Source organism: Mesorhizobium sp. P2_D1 (genome assembly GCF_056404455.1).
Genome location: NZ_JBFUDZ010000005.1, coordinates 59,799 through 83,989, shown reverse-complemented (window position 1 = coordinate 83,989; position 24,191 = coordinate 59,799). Strand labels below are relative to the sequence as shown.

Annotated in this window: 22 protein-coding genes; 14 read left to right on the top strand and 8 right to left on the bottom strand. The window is 65.6% G+C overall.

Features of this window, described 5'->3' with window-relative positions; all coding sequences use genetic code 11:
- Window positions 1-56: 56 nt before the first annotated feature.
- The gene (locus AC1D0I_RS06660; RefSeq protein WP_477393866.1) at window positions 57-1,091 is read left to right on the top strand and encodes a LacI family DNA-binding transcriptional regulator; all 1,035 of its coding nucleotides are present in this window, start codon (window positions 57-59) and stop codon (window positions 1,089-1,091) included.
- A 10-nt stretch (window positions 1,092-1,101) separates the two neighbouring features.
- On the opposite strand, the gene AC1D0I_RS06655 is transcribed toward AC1D0I_RS06660, so the two are convergent.
- Both AC1D0I_RS06655 and AC1D0I_RS06650 read right to left on the bottom strand, forming a co-directional pair.
- Window positions 1,102-2,046, bottom strand: a complete 945-nt coding sequence (locus tag AC1D0I_RS06655; protein WP_477393864.1) for an alpha/beta hydrolase — start codon at window positions 2,044-2,046, stop codon at window positions 1,102-1,104.
- Between the two features lie 10 nt (window positions 2,047-2,056).
- Window positions 2,057-3,190, bottom strand: coding sequence for a Gfo/Idh/MocA family protein (locus tag AC1D0I_RS06650; protein WP_477393862.1), 1,134 nt, complete (start codon window positions 3,188-3,190; stop codon window positions 2,057-2,059).
- A 190-nt stretch (window positions 3,191-3,380) separates the two neighbouring features.
- Between AC1D0I_RS06650 and AC1D0I_RS06645 the strand changes: the two genes are divergently transcribed.
- The 10 genes from AC1D0I_RS06645 to AC1D0I_RS06600 are packed head-to-tail and all read left to right on the top strand — an operon-like array spanning window position 3,381 to window position 12,885.
- Window positions 3,381-4,727: an ABC transporter substrate-binding protein gene (locus AC1D0I_RS06645; protein ID WP_095080954.1), complete on the top strand. Its 1,347-nt coding sequence runs from the start codon at window positions 3,381-3,383 to the stop codon at window positions 4,725-4,727.
- 4 nt (window positions 4,728-4,731) lie between these two features.
- The gene (locus tag AC1D0I_RS06640) at window positions 4,732-5,664 is read left to right on the top strand and encodes a carbohydrate ABC transporter permease (protein ID WP_477393860.1); all 933 of its coding nucleotides are present in this window, start codon (window positions 4,732-4,734) and stop codon (window positions 5,662-5,664) included.
- A complete protein-coding gene (locus AC1D0I_RS06635) occupies window positions 5,661-6,497 on the top strand; it encodes a carbohydrate ABC transporter permease (RefSeq protein ID WP_457151421.1) in 837 nt (278 codons plus the stop codon). The genes AC1D0I_RS06640 and AC1D0I_RS06635 overlap by 4 nt, the downstream gene beginning before the upstream one ends.
- A 5-nt stretch (window positions 6,498-6,502) precedes the next feature.
- Window positions 6,503-7,324 carry a sugar phosphate isomerase/epimerase family protein gene (locus tag AC1D0I_RS06630; RefSeq protein WP_477393858.1) on the top strand — a complete coding sequence of 274 codons (822 nt, stop codon included), beginning with the start codon at window positions 6,503-6,505 and terminating at the stop codon, window positions 7,322-7,324.
- An 11-nt stretch (window positions 7,325-7,335) separates the two neighbouring features.
- Window positions 7,336-8,412: a Gfo/Idh/MocA family protein gene (locus AC1D0I_RS06625; protein ID WP_477300809.1), complete on the top strand. Its 1,077-nt coding sequence runs from the start codon at window positions 7,336-7,338 to the stop codon at window positions 8,410-8,412.
- Complete coding sequence (locus AC1D0I_RS06620) at window positions 8,412-9,230, top strand: sugar phosphate isomerase/epimerase family protein (protein ID WP_477393856.1); 819 nt, start codon at window positions 8,412-8,414, stop codon at window positions 9,228-9,230. Before AC1D0I_RS06625 ends, AC1D0I_RS06620 begins: the two co-directional genes overlap by 1 nt.
- The gene (locus AC1D0I_RS06615) at window positions 9,230-10,060 is read left to right on the top strand and encodes an alpha/beta fold hydrolase (protein WP_477393854.1); all 831 of its coding nucleotides are present in this window, start codon (window positions 9,230-9,232) and stop codon (window positions 10,058-10,060) included. The genes AC1D0I_RS06620 and AC1D0I_RS06615 overlap by 1 nt, the downstream gene beginning before the upstream one ends.
- The gene (locus AC1D0I_RS06610) at window positions 10,057-10,779 is read left to right on the top strand and encodes a ribulose-phosphate 3-epimerase (RefSeq protein ID WP_477393852.1); all 723 of its coding nucleotides are present in this window, start codon (window positions 10,057-10,059) and stop codon (window positions 10,777-10,779) included. Before AC1D0I_RS06615 ends, AC1D0I_RS06610 begins: the two co-directional genes overlap by 4 nt.
- Complete coding sequence (locus tag AC1D0I_RS06605; protein WP_477393850.1) at window positions 10,776-11,798, top strand: ROK family protein; 1,023 nt, start codon at window positions 10,776-10,778, stop codon at window positions 11,796-11,798. The genes AC1D0I_RS06610 and AC1D0I_RS06605 overlap by 4 nt, the downstream gene beginning before the upstream one ends.
- Complete coding sequence (locus AC1D0I_RS06600; RefSeq protein ID WP_477393848.1) at window positions 11,791-12,885, top strand: ABC transporter ATP-binding protein; 1,095 nt, start codon at window positions 11,791-11,793, stop codon at window positions 12,883-12,885. The genes AC1D0I_RS06605 and AC1D0I_RS06600 overlap by 8 nt, the downstream gene beginning before the upstream one ends.
- A gap of 74 nt (window positions 12,886-12,959) precedes the next feature.
- Here AC1D0I_RS06600 and AC1D0I_RS06595 read toward each other — a convergent pair whose 3' ends face one another.
- Window positions 12,960-14,288, bottom strand: coding sequence for a dicarboxylate/amino acid:cation symporter (locus AC1D0I_RS06595; protein WP_095080972.1), 1,329 nt, complete (start codon window positions 14,286-14,288; stop codon window positions 12,960-12,962).
- Between the two features lie 171 nt (window positions 14,289-14,459).
- On the opposite strand from AC1D0I_RS06595, the gene AC1D0I_RS06590 reads away from it, so the two are divergent.
- The 3 genes from AC1D0I_RS06590 to AC1D0I_RS06580 all read left to right on the top strand — a co-directional run bounded on the left by AC1D0I_RS06590 (window position 14,460) and on the right by AC1D0I_RS06580 (window position 18,315).
- Complete coding sequence (locus AC1D0I_RS06590) at window positions 14,460-16,436, top strand: sensor histidine kinase (protein WP_477393846.1); 1,977 nt, start codon at window positions 14,460-14,462, stop codon at window positions 16,434-16,436.
- A complete protein-coding gene (locus AC1D0I_RS06585; RefSeq protein WP_457151411.1) occupies window positions 16,433-17,824 on the top strand; it encodes a sigma-54-dependent transcriptional regulator in 1,392 nt (463 codons plus the stop codon). The genes AC1D0I_RS06590 and AC1D0I_RS06585 overlap by 4 nt, the downstream gene beginning before the upstream one ends.
- A 68-nt stretch (window positions 17,825-17,892) precedes the next feature.
- Entirely contained in the window at window positions 17,893-18,315 is a 423-nt protein-coding gene (locus AC1D0I_RS06580) for a GNAT family N-acetyltransferase (RefSeq protein ID WP_477393844.1), read from the top strand.
- Here AC1D0I_RS06580 and AC1D0I_RS06575 read toward each other — a convergent pair.
- The 5 genes from AC1D0I_RS06575 to AC1D0I_RS06555 all read right to left on the bottom strand — a co-directional run bounded on the left by AC1D0I_RS06575 (window position 18,312) and on the right by AC1D0I_RS06555 (window position 24,191).
- The gene (locus tag AC1D0I_RS06575) at window positions 18,312-19,427 is read right to left on the bottom strand and encodes an anhydro-N-acetylmuramic acid kinase (RefSeq protein WP_477393842.1); all 1,116 of its coding nucleotides are present in this window, start codon (window positions 19,425-19,427) and stop codon (window positions 18,312-18,314) included. The two genes, AC1D0I_RS06580 and AC1D0I_RS06575, sit on opposite strands and share 4 nt — an antisense overlap.
- Window positions 19,428-19,437: 10 nt before the next feature.
- Window positions 19,438-20,445: a serine hydrolase domain-containing protein gene (locus tag AC1D0I_RS06570; RefSeq protein ID WP_477393840.1), complete on the bottom strand. Its 1,008-nt coding sequence runs from the start codon at window positions 20,443-20,445 to the stop codon at window positions 19,438-19,440.
- A gap of 202 nt (window positions 20,446-20,647) precedes the next feature.
- Window positions 20,648-22,396 carry an ABC transporter ATP-binding protein gene (locus tag AC1D0I_RS06565; RefSeq protein WP_477393838.1) on the bottom strand — a complete coding sequence of 583 codons (1,749 nt, stop codon included), beginning with the start codon at window positions 22,394-22,396 and terminating at the stop codon, window positions 20,648-20,650.
- Window positions 22,393-23,232 (bottom strand): ABC transporter permease, encoded by an 840-nt coding sequence (locus AC1D0I_RS06560; RefSeq protein ID WP_477393836.1) that lies wholly within the window; start codon window positions 23,230-23,232, stop codon window positions 22,393-22,395. The genes AC1D0I_RS06565 and AC1D0I_RS06560 overlap by 4 nt, the downstream gene beginning before the upstream one ends.
- Window positions 23,232-24,191, bottom strand: a complete 960-nt coding sequence (locus AC1D0I_RS06555; RefSeq protein ID WP_477393834.1) for an ABC transporter permease — start codon at window positions 24,189-24,191, stop codon at window positions 23,232-23,234. Before AC1D0I_RS06555 ends, AC1D0I_RS06560 begins: the two co-directional genes overlap by 1 nt.

The following is a 24,191-nucleotide window of genomic DNA, read 5'->3' as shown; positions in this document are numbered from 1 at the left end:
GGTGACGGGCGGATCGTTCCGATCGGCGGGTGTGGGCAAGAGGGACCTGACGTTCGATGGCGGAGAAGACGCACCGCACGATGGATGATTTTGCCCGGGCATGTGGCGTGTCCCGGCCGACGCTGTCGAAATATTTTGACGATCCGGCGAGCGTGAAGCCGGCCACGCGGGCACGCATCGAAGCCGCGTTGCGTTCTTCGGACTATCAGCCGAATCTTTTCGCCCGCAATCTCAACCGCAAGCGCACCCGCAACATTGGCATCGTCGTACCGACGATCACCGACCCGTTCTATGCCGAGATGGTCAGCCGCATCGAATTTCGCTGCCGCGACGAGGGCTATTGGCCGATCGTCATTTCTTCGCATGGCTCGCAGAAGCTGGAGGCGGAATCGGTCAGGACGCTGCTATCGCTTAAGGTCGCCGGCGCGATCATCGCGCCGCTGGGCCTGGCCTCTGACCGTAACGTTTTCGACAAGCTCGGGACGGACATTCCGATCGTCTATTTCGACACCTATATCGAGGGTGACACGCCCTTCGTCGGCAACGACAACCACCAGAGCACGTCGACCATGGTTGACTATCTCAACCGGTCCGGAGAACCGCCTGTCTATGTCGACATTCCGCATGTCAACCACAATTCGGGGGAGCGGCTGCAAAGCTACATCGCGACGATGAAAGTCGCCGGCTTGGAACCGGTCGTCATCGACGCGGCGCGCGACTACACCTGGGACTTCGAGCGCATCGGCCATGAATGGATGGAAAGGACACTCGATGTTGGCGGTCTGCCAGGCCGCACCATCCTGTGCGCCAATGATCGTCTGGCCTTCGGCGTGATGGCGGCCGCGTTCTCGCGCGGACTGAAGATCGGCCGCAGACCTGACTGCGATCTGCGCGTTGCCGCGCATGACGATCATCCGCTGAGCCGCTACACCTGTCCGGCACTGACCACCATGGCACAGGATTTCGCCGCCATGGCAGGCCGCAGCGTCGAGATCCTGCTAGCTCTGCTGGACGAGGCCGAACCGCCAAGGCAGGGCATGGCGCAAAGGGTCAAGCTCGGCGCGACGCTGGTGATGCGTCAGTCGGCCTGAGCGTCCAGCTTCAGCGATCCTTCTCGAACTGGCGCCAGGCCGCCACCGCTTCGGCCACCGCTTGCCGCGCGGCGGGGATATGGCGCCCCATCGAGACGAAGCCGTGGATCTTGCCCGGCCATTGCCGCAGGACCAGCGGCACGCCCGCGGCTTGCAGGCGTTCGGCATAGGCTTCGCCTTCGTCGGCAAGGATGTCGCAGCCGGCAAGTGCGACGAAAGCCGGCGCGACGCCGCCGAGATCGGGTGCCAGCAAGGGCGAGACGCGCCAGTCCACGATGTCGTCAGGCGTTCGCACATAGTGGTCGCGGAACCATGCCATGGTGGTTGCCGTCAGCCCGAAACCGTCGCCGAAACGCCGGTAGCTGTCGGCCGTCTGCCGCGCATCGGTGTTGGGATAGATCAGGATCTGTGCGGCGAGGGATGGCGCCAGCCCATCGCGAGAAAGCAGCGCCAGCACGGCGGCGAGATTGCCGCCGGCGCTGTCGCCGGCAACGCCGATGCGGGATGGGTCGATCCCGAGAGCGGCGGCGTTCTGCGTCATGAAGCGCAGTGTCGCCTGACAATCCTCCAGCCCGGCGGGAAACTTGTGGTCCGGTGCCAGGCGATAGTCGGGACAGACAATGACGGCGCCGCCGAGATTGGCCAACCAGCGGCAGATCTCGTCATGCGAATCGAGGTTGCCGACGACCCAGCCGCCGCCATGCAGGTAGAGCAGCGCCGGCGCCCCGCTTTGTGGTGCGCCGAGGCCGCGATGGATGCGGACCGAGATGGGACCGTTCGCCCCTTCGATCCGCTTTTCCAGGGTCGCAGCGACCGGTTCGCGCTCGCCCTGCAGTGTCGGGAACGAAGCGTTGTAAGCGGCCCGCGCCGCCGCCACGTCCCCATTCTCGAACGGCTTTCCGCCAGCCGCGCGGCCGATTTCGAGGACCTGCAGCGCATCCGGGTCGAGTGTCATCGTCATATCCTCAGGCAAGCAGGTCGCTTGCCTCTTCCTCGGTCAGCAGCGCAGGTTGGGTGACTTCGCCCGCGACCATCACCGAGCCCTGGCCCTCGCCGGAACGCAGGATCGCCTCCATGATCTCAAGCACATGCAGCGCGAGGTTGCCGGAGGCGCGTGGCGTGTTACCGGATTGAAGCGAACGCGCCAGATCGGCGACGCCGAGCATGCGGTAATTGGCGCGGTCGGGCGCCGCATAGGGCCAGTTGCGGGCGCCGTAGAGGTCGCCTTCGCTGGCAAAATCCTTCCAGTCGGCGCCTCGCTCCGACAGCGACACCGTGCCGCCGAACGTGTCGGGATCGGGCAGGCGTAGCGAGCCTTCCGTGCCGTGCAGCTCGATCGGGTGGTTGGAGTGGCGAAAGACGTCCCACGAGGCGCCGAAGGTGACCGTCGCGCCGGAGCGGAATTCAAGCAGCGACAGCACGTTGGTCGGCGTGCCGACCTTGAATGTGGTGTTCTTGAACGGTCCGTCGGCGGTGATCAGCCTTTCCTCCTGGCCGCGCGTCGCCATCGCCATGACACGCTCGACCGGGCCAAGCAGGTTGACCAGCATGGTCAGATAATAGGGGCCCATGTCAAACACCGGGCCGCCGCCAGGCTGGTAGTAGAATTGCGGGTTGGGGTGCCAGTGCTCCATGCCGCGGCCCATCATGAAGGCGGTGCCGGTGACCGGACGGCCAATGGCGCCGGCGTCCATCAGCCGACGCGCGCGGCGTCCGGCAGCGCCGAGGAAGGTGTCGGGCGCCGAGCCAAGCAGCAGGCCGCGCGACTTCGCCTCGCTGACCAGTCGTTGTCCGTCGGCGGCCGAGGTGGCAAGCGGCTTTTCGGTGAAGACGTGCTTGCCGGCCGAAAGCGCCGACATGGTGACGTCGAAATGCACGGCGGGAATGGTGAGGTTGAGAACCAGGCCGATTTCGGGATCGGCAAGCAGGGCATCGACGCCCATTGCCCTGATGCCGTATTCGCGGGCCCGCAGGGCAGCCGCCTCCGCGGAGATGTCGGCGCAGGCCTTCAACTCCACGCCTGCAAAAAGTGCTGCGTTGCGCATGTAGGTCATGGCGATGTTGCCGCAACCTATGACCCCTACACCAAGCTTTTCCATTATTCCTCCAATCGGCGTCCGTCCGTCAGGATCGGCGATTCTTCGTTCACGTGGCCATCCTTCGCCCAAGTCATAAGCATATTGATGCACCATTATGCAGTTTAAATCTTGACGCGCGACAATTTTTTATAAATCATGTGCGAAGTTGGACGGGCGGGAGTGGCTGCCGTCAACTCTGGGAGGACTACACATGGACGAGTCAAGGAAGGGGCCGCGCAGCGGTTCCAAGTCGATTGGGCATGTCACCATCGCCGATCGCCGGCAATTTCTCATCGGTTCCGCCGGCCTTCTCGGCGCGGCGGCTTTCGGGGCAGGGACGTCGCTCGGCATTGGCCGAGCTCGCGCCCAGAGCCGGGCCGAGATCAGCTTCGCCAGCGCCGCCTTCTTCGGCAAGGAGACCTTTGGCGACCTGATCAAGGCCTTCAACGAATCGCAGGACCGCATCCTGGTCAAGAACATCGAACTGCCGCCCCCGAGCTCCTCGACCGAGGTCTACCAGGGCCTCGTGCAGCAGCTCGCCCGCCGCACCGGCACGCCCGACGTCTTCAGCCAGGACGTGATCTGGATCGCCGGCTTTGCCGCCGCCGGATGGGCGCTGCCGCTGGACGAGTATTTCCCGGCCGACAAGCGCAGCGCCTACTTCACCGGGACCCTCGATGCCTGTACCTATGGCGGCAAGCTCACCGCCCTTCCCTGGTTCATGGATTCGGGCATGTTCTATTACCGCAAGGACGTGCTGGAAAAGCATGGCGGCAAGGTGCCGGAAAGCTGGGCCGACATGGCGACCATTGCCGCCGCAGCGCAGAAGGCCGGCGACATCGATTACGGCTACCTCTGGCAAGGTAAGCAGGCCGAGGTTCTGGTCTGCGACGCGGTCGAGATCATCACCTCCAACAACGGCGCCATCCTGGCGCCCGACGGCAAGTCGTCGCTGATCAACCAGAAGGGCGCGGTAGAGGCGATCCAGTTCCTGCACGACACCCTCGCCACCAACAAGATCAGCCCGAAGGACGTGCTGTCTTGGGACGAGGAACCGTCGCGCCAGCCCTTTACCTCGGGCAAGGCGATGTTCATGCGCAACTGGTCCTATGTCTACCCGATCGCCCAGGACGCCAAGGCTTCCCAGGTGGTCGACAAGGTCGGCGTCGCGCCGCTGCCGTCGTTCCCCGGCGGCAAGAGCTCGGCCTGCCTCGGCGGCTACCAGCTCGGCGTCAATGCCAACTCGAAGCAGCGCGAAGCCGCGATCGAGCTCTTGACCTGGCTGTCGTCGACCGAGGTCCAGCACCGCATCGCGCTGAACTTCGGCCTCGCACCGACGCGGCCGGCGCTGTTCCAGGACGCACAGATCAAGAAGGAACAGCCGTTCATGGCCAGCCTGGAGAAAGTCTTCACCGGCGCCACGGCGCGGCCGATCACGCCTGAATACGCGAAAGTGACGCTTGCCTTGCAGTCCGGCATCTCCAAGGCGCTGGTCTCCGGTAATGTCCAGGCCGAGATGGACGCGACGGCGGCGCAAATCGACAAGATCGTAGGCTGAACCAATGTCCGCGGCGGCCACCATTCCCAGTGTCGGCCGGCCGCGGCGTCTCGGCAAGGCGCTTCCGGGCGCCTTGTGGGCCTTGCTCCTGCTGACGCCGGCCTTCGTGTCGCTGGCGTCGGTCTCCTTCTACCCGATCGTCAACGGGCTCTACCTCTCGCTCACCAACACCTCGCTGATCACGCAGGAACAGGATTTCACCGGCTTCTCCAACTATGTCGAGCTGTGGGGCGACCCGCAGTTCTGGAATGCGTGGTGGCACACGATCTGGTTCACCACCGCTTCGACCGTGCTGGAGACGGTGATCGGGCTCGGCATGGCGCTCATCCTGTGCGAAGCCTTCAAGGGGCGGGGGCTCGTCCGCGCGGCCATGCTAGTGCCGTGGGCGATGCCCACCGTCGTCACCTCCAAGATGTTCGGCTGGCTGTTCGACGGCCAGAACGGCATCATCAACTACATCCTCCTGCATGCCGGGCTGATCGACCAGAACATCAACTGGTACGGCTCCACCGACACGGCGATGATCACCATCATCATCGCCGATGTCTGGAAGACGACGCCGTTCATGGCGCTGCTGCTTCTGACCGGGTTGCAGACCGTGCCCAATTCGCTGATCGAGGCGGCGCGCATGGATGGCGCCAAGGGTTGGATCACCTTCTGGTACATCCGCCTGCCGCTGTTGATGCCGACCTTGCTGATCGCCGGCCTGTTCCGCGCGCTCGACGCCTTCCGCGTATTCGACCTCGTCTACGTGCTGACCGGTGGCGGCCCGGCCGATTCGACCGAAACGCTTTCGACGCTGTCCTACAAGGTGCTCTTTTCGACGCTGCAGTTCGGCTACGGCTCGGCCGTCTCGACGGCGATGTTTGCCACCGAGGGCATCATCGCGCTGGTGTTCTGCCTGTACCTCGTCCGCCAGATCAGGAGAGCGCAATGAACGACACGCGCTCGCCGCTGCAGACCTTCGCCATCTATCTCGGCGCCTTGCTGATCCTCGTCTGGTCGGGCGGTCCGTTCATCTGGCAGTTCTCGACCTCGTTCCAGCTTGACAAGGCGCTGACGTCGGGCTCGCCATCGCTGATCCCGGATCCCTTCACGCTGGAGCACTACTACAACGCCTTTGTCGAGAAGCAGCTTCACCGCTACGTCTGGAACTCGCTGGTGGTCTCCCTGGCAACGACGTTCCTCTGCCTGTTCGTCGGCTCGCTGGCCGCCTTCGCGCTGTCGCGGCTCAACATCAAGGGCCGCTTCGGCATTCTGATGGTCATCCTTTCTGTGTCGATGTTCCCACAGATCGCGCTGGTCGGCCCGCTCTATCTGGTCGCCACCAATCTCGGCCTGCTCGACACCTACACGGCGCTGATCATCACCTACCTGGCGCTCGGCCTGCCGCTGGTGACCTGGGTGCTGTTCGGCTATTTCGAGACGCTGCCACGCGAGATCGACGAGGCGGCGCGCATGGATGGCGTCAGCGTGCCCGGCCTGCTTTGGCGCATCATCCTGCCGATGTCGCTGCCGAGCCTGGTGACCACCGGCCTGCTCGCCTTCATCACCGCGTGGAACGAATTCCTGTTCGCGCTCGCCTTCACCTCCAACATCGATCGGCAGACGATACCGGTCGGCATCGCCAACTTCACCAACCTCTATTACGTCCCCTGGGGTGACATCGCCGCGGCTTCCGCCGTGGTGACCGTGCCCTTGATCCTCCTGGTGCTGTTCTTCCAGCGCCACATCATCGAAGGACTGACCCAGGGCGGCGTCAAGGAATGAATGACATGACGGAGACGAAGCTCAAGGTCGGCTGCCAGACCTTCACCTGGGAAATGCTGGGCAAGGGCTGGACCGGCGGCCCCGACGATCTGTTGAAGGCGATAGAAGATGGCGGCTATGCCGGCATCGAGATCACCGACACCATGATCGGCCGCTACGCCGACAGGCCGGCTGAATTCGCTGCCGCGCTCGACGCCCGAGGCCTCAACCTCGTTTCCTTTGCCTTTGGCTCGAAGAGCGGTTTCACGTTGAAAGAGGCGCTGGCAAGCGACCTCGAAGCCGCCCGGCGCTGGACAGGCTTTGCCGCGAACTTTCCCGGCGCACTGGTATCGATCGGCTCGGCGACCGTCGTCTCCGATGGTCCGCGCGAAGACAAGTTCGCCATATCGGCCGAATTCTACAATCGCGCTGCCGAGATCGGCCGCAAGACCGGTGTGGATGTCGCGGTGCATCCGAGTTCGCACCACAACACGCTGCTCTTCGACCGCGCCGAATACGACACGATCTTTGCCTTGCTCGACCCCGATCTGGTCGGCTGGGTGCCGGATACCGGCCACATCCTGCGCGGCCACAAGGACATGCTCGACACGCTGCGCACCCACCGCGACCGCATCCGTTACGTCCATCTCAAGGACGTCGACGCCAAGGGCAAATGGGCCATGCTCGGTCAAGGCGTCTGCGACACCCCGGCGGTCATCGAGATCGCCGGCACCGCGCCGCGTTTCACCGGCTGGCTGGTGCTCGAAGAGGAATCCGACACCGCCGCCGCGGACCCCGCCGGCGCGGTCAAGACCAACCGCCAAACAATGCGCAGCTACGGCGCCTGAAGAACGAGACGATGATCAAGAAACAGGACAGACGCCTCAGGGTCGGCGTGCTCGGTTGCGGCCCCATCGCGCAGTTTGCGCATCTTCAATCCTGCGCCAAGGCCAGCAATGCCGATCTCTACGCCATCTGCGACGCCGCACCCGACCTTCTCGCCCGCATGGGTGCTACCTACGAGCCGCGGAAGATGTATGCCGACTATGACGCGATGCTCGCCGATCCCGAACTGGAAGCGGTGATCGTCGCCACCTCGGACGCCTATCACGTGCCGATGTCGATCAAGGCGCTCGATGCCGGCAAGCACGTGCTGTGCGAAAAGCCGATCGGCACCTCGGTGGAGGAGGGCGAGGCGCTGGCCGAGGCGGTCAGGCGCTCCGGCAAGGTCCTGCAGGTCGGCCACATGAAGCGCTTCGATCCCGCGCTGGAGGCGGCGCGCGATTTCGTCCGCGACGAGATCGGCGACGTGCTGGCGCTGAAGGCCTGGTACTGCGATTCCACTTATCGCTATACCAACACCGATGCCGTTCAGCCGCTGCCCGTCACCAGCAAACTGGCGAGGAAACCGAGCGGCAATCCGAAGGCTGATCTCAGGCAGTATTTCATGCTGGCGCACGGCTCGCATCTCGTCGACACGGCGCGCTTCCTGTGCGGCGATATCGTCGCCGTGCGCGCCCGCCTCAACGAGCGTTTTGGCGCCTATTGCTGGTTCGTCGAGACCGAATTCGCCAGCGGCGCGCTCGGCCATCTCGATCTCACCGTTGCCGTTCGGATGGATTGGCACGAAGGTTTCCAGCTCTATGGCGAGAACGGCTCTGTCATCGCCAAGACCTTCAACCCCTGGTACTTCCGCGCCAGCGAGGTCGAGATCTTTCACGAGAAGTCGGCCACGGCCCACAAGCCGCTCGGCGCTGACGGCCATTTCTTCCGCCGCCAGCTGGAAGCTCTTGCCGAAACGGTGCTCGAAGGCGCGCCGATGCGCGGCGCCAACGTCGAGGACGGCGTCGCGTCGATCCGCGCCATGGTCGCCATCGCGCGCTCGGTGGTATCAGGCGAGCGGGTTGAGCTCGCCTCGGTTTCGGGGGCGGTGTGATGCGTCTCGGCATTTTCGCCAAGACCTTTCCAGGCGCCGAGCCAGCCGCCGTGCTGGCTGCCGTGCGGCATGCTGGCTATGAGACCACGCAGTTCAACCTCGCCTGCGCCGGCCTGCCGTCAATGCCGGATGCCGTGCCGTCGGACGCCATCGCGGCGATCCGCGCCGCCACGCAGTCGAGCGGTGTTTCGCTCGCGGCACTATCGGGCACCTACAACATGGTGCATCCCGACAAGGCCGTCCGCGACGATGGCCTCAGGCGCCTTGCCGTCGTCATCGAGGCTGCTGCTGCCCTGGACATTCCCCTGGTCACGCTCTGCACCGGCTCGCGCAACGCCGCCGACCAATGGGCATACCATCCCGACAATGCCGACCCGGCGGCCTGGTCCGACATGGCCACCGAGATGGCGAAGGCGCTGGCGCTGGCCGAAACCGCCGGTGTCGATCTCGGCATCGAGCCCGAGCAGGCCAACATCGTCACCTCTGCGAAGGATGCCAGCAGGCTGATCGCCGAGATGGGATCGAAGCGCCTGAAGATCGTGCTTGATCCGGCAAACCTGTTCGAACATGCGACGCCCGGCGAAGCGCGTACCATTGTCGCCGCCGCGATCGGCGAGGCGGCCGGCCACATCGCCATGGCGCACGCCAAGGACCGCTATGGTGACGGCCGTTTTGCCAGCGCCGGCCAAGGCATCGTCGACTTCCCGGATTTCATCGCGCGGCTGAAGGCGGTGGGCTTCGACAGGGCGCTCGTCACCCACGGGCTGTCCGCCGGCGAAGCCCCCGGCGTCGCGGCCTTCCTGCGGAGGCTCCTCTGATGGACACCGCTCCGACGGTCATGCTTCGCGACGATGCGGCGCTTTGTGTCTTCGATACCGGGCAGGGGTTTCCGGTCATCTTCCAGCATGGTCTCGGCGGTGATGCGGCGCAGGTGGCGCAGAATTTTCCCGACAGCCTGTCATACCGCCGGCTGACCGTCGAATGCCGCGCACACGGCGGCTCTGGCGCCGGCTCGACGCGGCCCTTTTCGATCGCCATGTTTGCCGACGACGTGCTGGCCGCCGCCGACGCGGCCGGGCTCGACCGTTTCGTCGCCGGCGGCGTCTCGATGGGCGCGGCGATCGCGCTCAGGCTTGCAAGCCGTTATCCGGACCGCGTCCTGGGTTTGGTGCTGGTGCGCCCAGCCTGGAGCTTCGATCCCGCGCCGCAGAACATGCGGCCCTTCTCGGAGGTGGCGAAGCTCATCCGCGACCGTCCGCTGGAGGACGCGCGCAACGCCTTCGCGGCCTCCGCGACAGGGACCCGTTTTCGCAGCGAAGCGCCGGACAATCTTGCTTCCCTGCTTGGTTTCTTCGATCGCGAAAATGCGGCTGTCTTCGCCGAGGTGATGCGGGCGATCGCCAACGATGGGCCCGGCGTCACGCCGGCGGCTGCCGGGAATCTCGCTATCCCCGCGCTCGTCATCGGCAGCGGCATCGATCTCATCCATCCGCTGGCGACCGCCCGCTTCCTCGCCGACAGCATCCCCAACGCCGCCTTTGCCGAGGTGACGCCTAAGGCCACCGACAAGGATCGTCATTTCGCCGAGGTCCGCGCCGCTATCGCGGGCTTCCTCGAGGATCTTTTCAACAACCAGGACCAGTCATGATCTCGAAACCTCTCTCAGGCCAGGCCGCCATCGCCGCACTGCCGCGCGATCGCATGATCGCTGAATTCTCGCTGTGGTCCGCCGACCTCGTCAATTTCGAGAGCGACCTGAAGCGCATCGAGCCCTATGTCGACCTTCACCACATCGATGTGGCGGACGGTCATTTCGCGCCGTCCTTCCTGTTCTTTCCCGATCTCGTCGCCCGCATCGCTGGGCTGACGGCCAAACCCATCCATGTCCATCTGATGGTCGATGCGGCGGTAGTCGAGTCGCAGACGCGCCAATTCATCGAGGCCGGCGCCGACATGATCAGCGTCCATGCCGAGAACGGCGAGGCGGGACTGCGCGCCGTCCGGCTGGCGCGGGAACTCGGTGCCGAAGCCGGCGTCGTGCTCAGGCTGGAGACGCCGGTCGAGATGGTGACGCCCTTCGTCCCGGAGGTCGCCTTCGTCACGCTGCTTGGCACTGCCATCGGCGTCAAGGGCCAGAGCCTTTCGGACGGGGCCTGCGACAGGCTGGGTGCTGCCCGCGCCATCCTGCGAGAGGCCGGCCGCGAGGCGGCCGTGGTTCTTGCCGCCGATGGCGGTATCCGCCACGAGACCGTGCCATTGCTGCGTGCCGCCGGCGCCGAAACCGTGGTCCTCGGCTCGCTCGCCTTCGGCGACAAGGATCTGGCCGGCCGCATCGGCTGGCTGCATGGCCTGAAGGTCGCGGCATGAGCAACGAAGCCGCCCTTGCGATCGATCTTGGTGGCACCGAGCTTCGTGCCGCCCTGGTCGACCGTGAAGGCAAGATCCTGGCGTTCTCCGCAGTGCCGACACAGGCGCAGGCTGGCCCCGACGTGGTGATCGGCCAGATCGAGGCGCTGGCCGCGACCATACACGCCGAGGCGCCGGCGCTCGCCATCGTCGGCGTCGGCGTCGGCGCGCCGGGACCGCTCGATCCGCTGGCCGGCATCGCCGTCGGACCGCCGACACTCGCCGGCTGGCTGGACGTGCCGCTTGCCGATATCCTCGAACGGCGGCTCGGCCTGCCGGTGCGGCTGGAGAACGACGCCAATGCCGCGGCACTCGGCGAATGGCGCTTCGGCGCCGGTCACGGCGCCCGCTCGCTGGTCTTCGTCACGGTTTCCACCGGCATCGGCGGCGGCGTCGTCGTCGACGGGCGCATCCTGCATGGCCGCCGTGGCCTTGCCGCCGAGATCGGCCACATGACCATCACCAATGAAGGCGAGCGCTGCATGTGCGGTGTCGTCGGCTGCTTCGAGGCCATTGCCTCGGGCACCGCGCTCGGCCGCCGCGCCAACGCCGCGACAGCACCCTTTGATGGCTCGGCGCTCCGGCGCCTCTCGGGCAACGGTGAAGTGACCGGCCGTCACGTGGTCGAGGCGGCACGGCTGCTGGACGAGCTTGCCTTGGCCCTGCTCGAGGAGGAGGCCCGATGGCTGGGCATCGGCTTCACCAATCTTTTGCATCTCTATTCGCCTGACGTGCTGGTCGTCGGCGGCGGCATTGCCAATGGCCTCGACCTCATGGCACCTGCCATCGAGGCAACCATCAGGCAGCGGGCCATGCGTGCCTATCGCGACGTGCCGGTCGTTCAGGCCCAGCTTGGCCGCCACGCCGGGCTGGTTGGTGCTGCCAGCCTTGTCCTGTTCGATGACGGACGTACGCTGGCGGCACGCATGCCTGTCGGTCCAAGCACATATCCGGATGCGAGGAGGGACTTCAATGGCTGAGCTCAAGCTGCGCGGCGTGCGCAAATCCTATGGCAATGCCGAGGTGATCAAGGGCGTCGACCTCGATGTCGGCGACCGCGAGTTCGTCGTCTTCGTCGGCCCGTCGGGCTGCGGGAAGTCGACGCTGCTGCGCATGATCGCCGGTCTCGAGAAGATCACCTCCGGCGAGCTGATGCTCGATGGCGCGCGCATCAATGAGGTCGATCCTTCCGAGCGCGGCCTCGCCATGGTGTTTCAGTCCTATGCGCTGTATCCGCATATGACGGTCGCCGAAAACATGGGTTTTGCGCTGAAGATCGCCGGGCTGCCGGTCGTCGAGCGTGACGCCAAGGTCAAGGCGGCGGCCGAGGTGCTGCAATTGTCGCATCTGCTCGAGCGGCGGCCGAAGGAGCTGTCCGGCGGCCAGCGCCAGCGTGTCGCCATCGGCCGCGCGATCGTGCGCCAGCCGAAGGTGTTCCTGTTCGACGAACCGCTGTCGAACCTCGACGCGGCACTGCGCGTCAACATGCGGCTGGAACTGATGCAGCTGCACGAACGGCTCGCCGCCACCATCGTCTATGTCACGCACGACCAGACCGAGGCGATGACCATGGCCGACAAGATCGTCGTCCTCAATGGCGGCACGATCGAACAGGTTGGCACGCCGCTCGACCTCTATGCCAGGCCAGCCAATGTCTTCGTCGCCGGCTTCATCGGCTCGCCGAAGATGAACATGCTGCCGGTCAGGGTTCTGTCCGCCAACGCGGATGGCGTTGCCGTTGCCCTGCCGGGCGGATCCAGCCTGGTCGTTCCGGTCGAGGCGGGCGCGCTCGCACAAGACAGCGAGCTGCTGCTCGGCATCCGGCCGGAACATATCCGCATCGCGGATGCGGGCCAGTTCAAGGGCGAGGCGGTGCTGGCCGAACGGCTGGGCGGCCTGACCATCCTGCATGCCGACATCGGCGAGAAGACGAGGCTCGTCGTTCAGACCGAGGGCATCGACACGACACCGCTGCACAGCCCCATCGCCATGCAGGCCGACCCCTCCCGCTGCCATCTCTTCGCCACCGACGGCAAGGCGCTGGCACCGCTGCGCAAAACCGCCTGACATTGTTGTCATCTGTACGGCAGCGGCCGGAAGCCATGGGCTTCCGGCCGCTGATTGGTGTTGAAGCGCTCGGATTACTCGGCGGGAACGAGATCAGCCGGCAGGCTGTCGTCGGCCGTGCCCGCCAGTGCCCTGGCGAGCTTGGCTTCGTCGAGTTCGCCTTCCCAGCGTGCCACCACCAGCGTGGCGACGGCATTGCCGACGAAGTTGGTCAGCGCCCGGCACTCCGACATGAAGCGGTCGACGCCGAGGATCAGCGCCATGCCGGCGACCGGCACCGCCGGAACGACCGACAGCGTGGCGGCCAGGGTGATGAACCCGGCTCCGGTGATGCCGGCGGCGCCCTTGGAGGAAAGCATGGCAACCAGCAGCAGCAGGATCTGGTCGCCGATCGACAAATGGATGTTGGTCGCCTGCGCGATGAACAGCGCCGCCAGCGTCATGTAGATGTTGGTGCCGTCGAGGTTGAAGGAATAGCCGGTCGGGATGACCAGGCCGACCACCGAGCGTTTGGCGCCGGCCTTCTCCATCTTTTCCATCAGCGAGGGCAGGGCGGCTTCCGACGAGGACGTGCCCAGCACCAGCAGCAGCTCTTCCTTGATGTAGCGGATCAAGGACAGGATCGAGAACCCGTTATAGCGGCAGACAGCACCCAGCACGACGAACACGAACAGCAGCGACGTCACGTAGAAGGTGCCGACCAGCATGGCGAGGTTGATGACCGCGCCGATGCCGTATTTGCCGATGGTGAACGCCATGGCGCCGAAGGCACCGATCGGTGCGGCCTTCATCAGCACGCTGACCAGCTTGAAGATCGGCGTCGTCAGCGCCTGCAGGAAGTTGAGGACCGGCGTGCCCTTGTCGCCGACGAGCGCCAGCGAAATGCCGAACAGCACCGAAAAGAACAGCACCTGCAGGATGTCGCCGTCGGCGAAGGCGCCGACGATCGTCGTCGGGATGATGTTCATCAGGAAGCCGGTGACCGACTGGTCATGCGCCTTGGCGGCATAGGTGTTGACGGTCGAGGCGTCGAGTGTCGCCGGGTCGATGTTGAAGCCGGCACCCGGCTGCACGACATTGGCCACGACAAGGCCGATGATCAGCGCCAGCGTCGAGAAGGTGAGGAAGTAGAGCATCGCCTTGCCGGCCACACGTCCGACCTTCTGCAGGTCGCTCATGCCGGCGATGCCGGTCGCTACGGTCAGGAAGATGACCGGGGCGATGATCATCTTGACCAGCTTGATGAAGGCGTCGCCGAGCGGCTTCATGCTCTCGCCGATCGACGGATAGAAGTGACCGAGCAGGATGCCGACGGTGATCGCGACGAGCACCTGCACGTAGAGTTGGGCATAGAAAGGCTTGCGCTGCGCGGAAGGCGCGCCTGATTGGTCTGCGATGTGCATCGAACTCTCCCTTGCCGGAGGGGCGGAAATGCACCGCCCTGCGTGACTTCTCCCGTCGCGGCGCTCCGGTCGCGCGCCGCTGCAAGGACTTTTGCAAGCGCTGTGCCAGATCGGTGAAAGGCCGGAATCCCTGGATTTCGGCGGTTGTCAGCCGCTTTGCCGCGAATGCCTGTGCGGATTTCCGCACAGGCAGCGTTTGCCTGGGCGGAATTTCGCATTACACTGGGCCCCAAGGCTGCGGGGAAAAACGGGCCGCGAGGAAAAGGGAGAGGGCAGACGTCGCAAGCAGGCATCGATAGGGGGTACGCGGCCGGCCGTGAATTGCTGCGCGAAGCGGTGGCCCGGCTGCGCGATGGCCGCTGGCGTGTCGTGGTCGTCGCTCTTGCGGTTCTGGCAGGCGCGATCGCCATCGCCGGTCGCATCGCCACCGGCCAGGCGGCCGACAATCTGCGCGACGGAGCGCTTGCCGCCCTGCCGCTGGCGGCGGGAACCCTGACCGGCGAAATCGAAAAGCAGCGCCTGGTTCCATTGGTGCTGTCACGCGACGATGCCGTGCGCGGGGCGCTGCGCCGGGCCGGAAAGATGCAAGAAGCGGCCCTCGACGACAAGCTCAGGGCGATTGCCGGCGATGCATCGGCGTCAGCCATCTATGTCATCGACACGGCCGGCATCGCGATATCAGCCAGCAATGCCGGCGAGCCGACGAGCTTTGTCGGCATCGACTATAATTTTCGGCATTATTTCCAGGAGGCGATGGCCACGAGTGCTGCCAGCCAATATGGCCTCGGCACGATCAGCGGCCGGCCGGGCCTCTATCTTGCCAGCCGCGTCGACGATGGCGGCAAGCCGCTTGGCGTTGCGGTGCTGAAGGTCGAGCTCGACCGCGTCGAAGCCAATTGGCGCTCCAGCGGCTTTCTTGTTTTCGTCACCGACGAACGCGGCGTGGTGCTGGCCACCAGCCAGCCCGAGTGGCGGTTTCATGCCCTGGCGCCACTCTCGGCGCAGGACGCCGCTGCTGCCCGCGAGCAGCTTCAGCTGGCCGATGCCGGCTTCGAACCGCTGCCGTTGCGACGCGGTGCCGGTGACGGCCTGGCGACAATCGACAGCTCCGGAAAGTCGCGCCAGTTCGTTGAAGTGGTGCAGGACCTGCCCGGTGCGGTGCCCGGCTGGCGTCTGTGGCTGCTGACGCCCGCCGACGCCGCTTTGTCGTCCGCCGCCAACACGGCGCGCCTGACCACGCTGCTCGGGTTGCAGCTCATGGGCCTGCTTGCCTTCGTGCTCACCCGGCGCCGGCGCGCCCGCCGGCTGCGGCAGGAGGCGCTGGCGCGCATGAACGCCGAACTGGAGAGCCGGGTCAGCACCCGGACGGCCGAGCTGACGCGCTCCAACACCGCACTTGCCGGCGAAATCGCCGAGCGTGAGAACGCCGAAGCCAAGGTCCGCCGGTTGCGTGACGATCTCGCCCAGGCCAACCGGCTTTCCATCCTCGGCCAGATCGCCGCCGGCGTGGCGCACGAGATCAACCAGCCTGTCGCCGCCATCCGCACCTATGCCGAGAACGCTGGCCGCTTTCTCGACGCCGGCAAGACCGAGCCGGTCAGCGGCAATCTGACATCGATCGTTTCGATGACCGAGCGCATCGGCGCGATCACCAGCACCTTGCGCACCTTTGCCCGGCGGCCAGGCGTCGCCGCCTCGCCATTGCCGGTGCGCGAGGCGATCGACGGCGCGCTGTCGCTTCTGTCCGGCCGCATCCGTGATTCCGGCGTGACCATCGTCAAGCCGCGCGGCAGCGCGTCGCCGGTGGTCATGGCCAGCCGTATCCGGCTCGAGCAGATCCTCGTCAACCTGTTGCAGAATGCGCTGGACGCGATGAAGGACCAGCCCGATCCCCGCATCGAGATCGAGATCGACATCGCCGAGCGCGACGACAGGGTGCTGATTTCGGTGCGCGACAACGGCCCTGGCCTCGGCCCGGAGGCGGCCGGCAATCTGTTCATGCCGTTCCAGACCACCAAGGAGAAGGGGCTTGGCCTCGGACTGGTGATCTCGCAGGAGATCGCCCAGGAATTGGGCGGTACGCTCCGGCTCGATCCCGGCAGCGCCGGCGGCGCATCCTTCACCATCGACTTGAGGCGAATTGAATGACAGACGCATCAGGGCTGGTGGCGCTCGTCGAGGACGATGCGGACCTGCTTCACGCCACCACGCAATTGTTCGAGCTTGCCGGCTTCGCGGTGGTCGCGCTCGACGCGGCCGAGGCGGCGCTTGCCGTCGTCGACAGGAATTTCGAGGGCGTGGTCGTCAGCGACATCCGCATGCCGGGCATGAACGGGCTGCAGCTGTTCGATCGCGTCAAGGCGATCGACCCCGACATACCGGTGATCCTGGTCACCGGGCATGGCGACGTCGATCTCGCGGTGGCAGCGCTCAAGGATGGTGTCTATGATTTCATCCCGAAACCCTATGCCAGTGACCGCCTCGTCGAGGCACTCAGACGGGCATCGGAGAAGCGGCGGCTGGTGATGGAGAACCGGCGGCTGCGAGAAGCCGCGGCGCAGGCTGCCGACGGCCTGCCGCTGATCGGCGAAGCGCCAGCCATCCGGCGGTTGCGCGAGACCTTGCGGCAGATCGCCGACATGGACGTCGACGTGCTGGTGGAAGGGGAGACCGGAACCGGCAAGGAGGTGGTGGCCGACCTCCTGCACCGATGGGGGCGGCGGCGCGCAAAGCCCTTCGTGGCGCTGAATTGCGGTGCGCTGCCGGAGACCGTCATAGAGAGCGAGCTGTTCGGCCACGAGGCGGGCGCGTTCACCGGCGCGCAGCGGCGACGGATCGGCCGCATCGAGCACTCCAGCGGCGGCACGTTGTTCCTCGACGAGATCGAATCCATGCCGCCGGCCCTTCAGGTCAAGCTGCTGCGTGTGCTCGAAACGCGCAGCGTCACCCCGCTTGGCTCGAACGAGACCCGGCGCGTCGACCTCCGGGTCGTCGCGGCGACCAAGGTGGATCTCGGACGGCAGGACCAGCGCGGCGACTTTCGCGAGGATCTCTATTTCCGCCTCAACGTGGTGACGTTGCGCATTCCGCCGTTGCGCGAGCGGCGCGGCGACATCCCAATGCTGTTCGGCCACTTCCTCGGCAAGGCCGCGGAACGGTTCGGCCGGCCGGTCGCCGGGGTCAACGCGGCGGTCAGCGATCATCTCCAGTCGCATGCATGGCCGGGCAATGTGCGCGAGCTTGCACATTTTGCCGATCGCGTCGCGCTCGGCCTCGGTCCGGACGACGATACGAAAACGGTTCCCGCGCAGTTGCCGGAGCCGGCGGCCACGCTGCCCGAACGGGTCGGCCACTACGAGGCGCAACTCATCCGCGACGCGCTGCGCGACCACGGCGGCGATGTGCGCAGCGCCATCGACGCACTCGGCGTGCCGCGCAAGACCTTCTACGACAAGCTCAAGCGCTACGGCATTGCAGCGTCCGAGTTTCGCAATGGCGGCGATGCGGATACGCACCCTGTTCGGAGCCAGATATAGACATTGCACAAGCGCCATGCCCCTCGTAACGCTGCCTTTGTATCCAGCTGCGCATCTCGGAAAAGGCCATGAAGACGACACTTGAAACGACGGCAAATCCCTCGCCGGAAGAACTCACCTTTCTCGCCGAACGGCTGACGGCGTTCAACGACGGCGATGTTGGTGCTTCCGAAAGAAAGGCCCTGGCCGTGTTCTTGCGCGACGAGGACGGCACGGTCGTCGCCGGCATCTCGGGCTACACCGCCTGGGGCTGGCTCTACGTGCAGTGGCTGTGGGTCGATGAAAGGCTGCGCGGTCAGCAGATGGCCGGCAACATGCTGGATGCGGCCGAGCAGGCAGCGGTGGCTCGCGGCTGTCGGAATGCCTGGATCGACACCTTCAATCCGCATGCCGCCAAGGTCTATCAGCGCCAGGGCTATCAGCCCTTCGGAACGCTTGCCGACTTCCCGGTCGGACGCAGCCGCATCTTCCTGCGCAAAACGCTGGTTTAACCGGCCAGCCGTCCGCCGCGCATCGGCTGCGGTGCGCCGGTCGTGCTGGGGAAGCTGATCGGCAGACCCCTCAGCACGCGAACCGCGAGGAAGGCAAAGCACTCCGCCTCCACCGCGTCGCCGCTCCAGCCAAGGCTTTCGGCCTGCACCACCTCGACGCCGGCGCGGCTGGCGAGCATCGCCATCATTGTCGGGTTGTGGCGGCCGCCGCCGCTGACCACGAGTTTTTTCGGGCGGCGCGGCAACAGGTCGAGCGCCTTGCCGACGGCGGCAGCGGTGAAGGCGGTCAAAAGGGCTGCGCCATCCTCGGCGTTCAGGCCGTCCGCCATGGCGGCGCCGAAGTCGAAACGGTCCAGCGATTTCGGGTAGGGCTTGGTCAGATAAGGGTGCTGCAGGAGTTTCGCCAGCCGTGCCTCATCCACTGTTCCCGCGCGACCAAGCGCGCCGTCGCGGTCCATGTCGCCGAGCCCCTTCGACTTGATGAAATCATTGAGCGGCGCGTTGGCAGGTCCGGTGTCGAAGGCGACGACGTTGTCGGCGCCATCCCACCAAGTGATGTTGGCGACGCCGCCGAGATTGAGCACAGCCACCTCGCCACTGGCGCCGGCGCTGCGCATCAAAGCGGTGTGATAGGCCGCGGCCAATGGCGCGCCTTGGCCACCGGCGCGCATGTCGGCTGAGCGGAAATCATAGGCGACCTTGGTGCCGAGGATTGCGTGCATGAGTTCGCCGTCGCCGAGCTGCCGGGTCTGGCCGAGCCTGCCCACCTGCGGTGCGCGATGCAGGACGGTCTGGCCGTGAAAGCCGACGACGCCGATATCGGCCATCGTCATGCCGTAACCTTCGACGAGTTCCTTGACCGCCGCCGACTGGGCTCGCGTCAGGGCTTCCTCCGCCTTGCGAAAGATCGCCGGCTCCGGCCCGGTGAAATTCCAGACCCTTGCCTCGCTCAGCGTCTCTTCCAGCAGCGAGCGGATCGACGGGGGATAGGGCATCAGCCGATAGGTGCCGAAATCGTCGATCCGCTCACCATCGGTCTTGATCAGCGCGACGTCGATGTTGCCGTCAAGCACGGTGCCGGTCATCAGGCCGACGGCCCAGATTGGTTCCATGGTCACTTCCCTAACAATCCTCGTTAACAAGATCGCCGACCGCCTGCCGAAGCGGAGCGATGCCGCTGTCGAAATGACGTGTCGGATGGATCCGGTTGGTGAGCAAGGTCCAGGCCTTGCCGCTGTCGAAGTCGATCCACAGTCCGGTGCCGGTGAAGCCCGTGTGGCCGATGGTTTCCGGGCTGCACAGCGCCCCGCCGGACCAGCCCCCATAGCGGCGCTCCCAGCCATGGGTGCGGGTTGCGGACAGGGGCGTTCGCATCAGCTCAATCGAACGCTCGGACGCACCCGTGCCGTCCAATAGCCCCTGCGCGAAATCGAGGACGGAAGCGGCTGTTCCGAACAGGCCGGCATGTCCGGCCCCTTGCAGCGCCGCGCAATTGTCGTCGTGCACCTCGCCGGACAAAACGCGATGGCGCCAGGTGCAGTCCTCGGTCGCGGCTGACGCATCCGGCTCGGCGGAAAAAGCGAAGCCCGGGCCGGGATCCATGTTCCGGATTGTTTTTCCCGACATCCGCTCCAACGCAAAGCCGAGCAGGATGAAGTTGATGTCGGAATAGACCGGGTCGCGGGCGCGCCATTCGCGCTGCAGGATGAAGGCGCGCAGCAGCTCGGGATCGCGTCCATACGTATAGATCGGCTCGACAGAAGGAAAAGGCGTCTGGTGGCCAAGGCATTGGCGGAACGTCACCTTCCGTTCCCAGGCCTGCGCATCATACTGGCGAAGGTCCGGCAGAGCGGAGATCAGCGGCGCATCGAGATCGATGAGGCGGTCTTCGGCCAGCGCCAGGATACGCGGTGTCGTAAAGATCACCTTGGTCAAGGACGCCAGGTCGAACCAGGTTTGGTCGTGCATCGGGCGCGCCTTCGGCACGAGCTGCGCGGAGCCGACCGACCTGACGACGCGAGCGCCATTTCTGTCGACAATGCCGAGGACGCCGCCCGGGATGCGCTTGGCAACCACCGCGGCTTTCAGCGGTGCGAACGCGCGATCGAAGAGCTGGGCGAGGGCGCTCAACACGAGCCTCCATCTGAAAGGCAGCGTTCCGTCCCACCCCCCTCTGCCCTGCCGGGCATCTCCCCCGCAAGGGGGGAGATTGGCAGTTCGTGCGCGYCGTCAGCCTTCAGACTTTGGAGATTGGCGAAGGCCGATGCGACATCCAATCTCCCCCCTTGCGGGGGAGATGTCCGGCAGGACAGAGGGGGGTGCTGTCCCGTAATCACACCTCTACCCTCGCCATATGATCAGCCCCAAACTGCTCCCATCTCGCCGGCGCCGGCTCGTACCCCTGCGGGCGCACCAGTGAGGGGACCTGGCGCGTGTCGAGTTCGAAATGTTCGTGGCGCCGGTCGATGGTCGGAACGGCGGCGATGAGCTTCTTCGTATAGGAATGCTGCGGCCTCGACAGCACCGAGGTCGCGTCGCCGATCTCGACGATCTGGCCGGCATAGATGACGGCGATCCGGTGGGCGATCCGCTCGACGACGGCCATGTCGTGCGAGATGAACAGATAGGCCAGCCCGAACTCGCGCTGCAGGTCGACCAGCAACTCCAGCACCTTGGCCTGCACCGAAACATCGAGCGCCGACACCGCTTCGTCGAGAACGACCACGGAAGGGTTGAGCATCAGCGCGCGGGCGATGCACAGCCTTTGCCGCTGGCCGCCGGAGAATTCGTGGGGGTAGCGTTCCAGGCTGTTCTTCGGCAGTCCGACGCGCTCCAGCAGGCTTGCCATCCTAGCCCGTGTCTCGGCATTCACCCGGCCGCCGGTGGCGATCACCGGCTCGGCCAGGATGCTCTCGATGCTGAGCCTTGGATTGAGCGAGGCATAGGGGTTCTGGAACACCATCTGCACGGGCAGGGCGCTCTGCTCGGCCGAAGCCTTTCGGACGCCGACCGAGAAGCTGCCGCGTGTCGACCGCACCAGCCCCAGGACGGCGCGCGCGGTGGTCGATTTGCCCGAACCGCTCTCGCCGACAATGGCCAGCGTCTCGCCGGGCATCAGGTCGAAATCGACGCCATCGACGGCATGCACCGCGCCTGTGGCGCGGCTGAAGAAGCTGCTCTTGAGGGGAAATCGTACAACCAGGTTATCCACCTTCAAGGCCGGTTCCTTGGCTGCACCCGTGTCGCGCTGCCCGTCGGCGCGCGTCGCGCTGCCATTGGCGAAATGCGGCACGTCCTGCAGCAGGTGCTGCGTGTAGGGATGCTGCGGACGATCGAGGATCTGGTTCAACTCGCCTTGCTCCACGGCCTGCCCGTTCTGCATCACCATCACCCTGTCGGCGATGCCGGCGACCAGGCCGATGTCGTGGGTGATGAAGATCATCGACATGTCGGTTTCCCGCTTCAACTCGGCCAGCAGCGCCATGATCTGCGCCTGCACCGTGACGTCGAGCGCCGTCGTCGGCTCGTCGGCGATGAGCAGGCGCGGATTGCAGGCCAGCGCTATGGCGATCATCACCCGCTGCAGCATTCCCCCGGACAGCTGGTTGGGGGTGTATTTCAGCCGCCGCGCGGCGTCGGGAATGCGCACGCGGTCGAGCGCATCCTTGGCTGCCGCCGTGGCTTGCCTGCCGGTCAGCCCACGGTGCAGCCGAAACGATTCCTCGATCTGCCTGCCGATGGTCAGCACCGGATTGAGCGAGGTCATCGGCTCCTGGAAGATCATGCCGATCTCGGCGCCGCGAATGCCGGTCAGTTGCGGTTCGGAGGCGTTCATCAGGTCGAAGACGCTGCCATCGGCCCGCTTCAACTTCATCGCCCCGCCAGTGATGCGGCCGCCGCCGAAATCGATGAGACGGTTGATCGACAAGGCGGTGACGGATTTGCCCGAGCCGCTTTCGCCGACAATGGCCAGTGTCTCGCCGTCGGCGAGGTCGAAACTGACGCCGCGCACCACCTCATTGGCTTGCGGATTGCGACCGAAGCCGACACGCAGATCCGATACGGACAGCAGCGGGGTCATGCCGGCGCCCTCCGCATCTTCGGGTCGAGGATGTCGCGCAAGGCATCACCAAGCAGGTTGAAGCCGAGGATGCTGATCATGATCGCCAGACCGGGGAAGATCATCAGCCACGGCGCGGTCTCCATCAGATTGCGGCTGTCGCTCAGCATCAGGCCGAGCGAGGCGGCGGGCGGCTGCGTGCCGAGCCCAAGGAAACTCAGGCCCGCCTCCGTCAACAGCGCCCAGGCCAGCGCCAGCGTCACCTGGACGGTCAATGGCGCCACCAGGTTGAGCAGCAGATGGCGGGTCACGATGTAGCTCGAACTGCTGCCGAAGGTGCGCGCGGCGTCGACGAATTCGCGCGCCTTGAGCGACAAAGCGGGGCCGCGCACGACGCGGGTGAAGATCGGCGTGTAGACGATGCCGATGGCAACGACGCTGGTCCATGTGCCCGGCCCGGCGACCGTGACGATGAGCAGGGCCAAAAGGATTGCCGGAAAGGCCAGCAGCACATCCATGATCCGCATCAGGACGCCGTCCCAGCGGCGGCCGAGCCAGGCGGCGGCCAGCCCCAGCACGGTGCCGGCAAGGGTCGCGAAGGCGACCGAGAAGAAGGCGACCGTGAAGGACTGTCCGACGCCCGCCATCAGCCGGCTGGCGACGTCGCGGCCGAACAGGTCGGTGCCCATCCAGTAGGCGCCGTTGGGCGCATGCAGCCGATCGACCCGGTATTGCGTGATGGGATTGTGCGGCGTCAGCCCCAGCATGCCGAGGATGGCGACCAACAGATAGACGCCGACGATGACGCCGCCGATGCGACCGCTGCCGTGGCTGAAGATGGCGCGCAGGATGCGCATCACGGCTCTCCCAGCCGGATGCGCGGATCGAGCGCGACATAGGCGAGGTCGACCAGGAGATTGACGATCATGAAGTTGAAGGCGATGAACAGCACGGCGCCTTGCACCAGCGCATAGTCGCGCTGCTGGATCGCATCCAGCACCATTCGCCCAAGACCGGGCAGCGCGTAGATCTGCTCGACGATGACGGCGCCGCCGAGGAGATAGCCGAACTCGATGCCGCTCAGCGTGACGACCGGGATCAGCGCATTGGGCAGCGCGTGCCGCCAGATGACGCTGCGCGCCGAGGCGCCCTTGCTGCGCGCGGTTCGCACGTAGTCGTCGCTCAGCACGTCGAGCATGGCCGAGCGCGATATGCGGGTGACCGAGGCTGCGAAGGCGAAACCGAGCGTGATGGCAGGCAGGATCAGCTGGCTGAGATTGCGCAAGGGATCTTGCCAGAGCGGCGCGAATTCGCCCATCGCCGGCAGCACGCCGAAGCCGGCCGACAGCGTGTAGATGATCAGCAGGCCAAGCACGAAGCTCGGTGTCGACTGGCCGAGCATGGCGACGATGCGCACCCCGAGATCGGACAGTTTCTCATTGTGCGTGGCGGCAAAGATCCCGGCAGGCATGCCAACCGCAAGCGCGATGATCATCGACAGGATGGCCAGCTCGAGCGTCAGCGGGAAGCGCTCGACGATGACGTCGAGCACCGGCCTGCCATAGGTGACCGAGATGCCGAGATTGCCGTGCAGGATGCCGCCTATCCAGCGCCAGTACTGGACGAACCAGGGCTGGTCGATGCCGAAATAGGCGGCGAGCGACTCACGCTGCGCCGGCGTCAGCAGGCCCGCCTCGGTGCCCAGCATTGCCGTGATCGAATCGCCCGGCACCATCCGGATCGCAACGAAGACCAGGATGGACACGCCAAGCAGGACGAGAGGAAACGTCGCCAGTCGTCGCATCAGATAATTCAC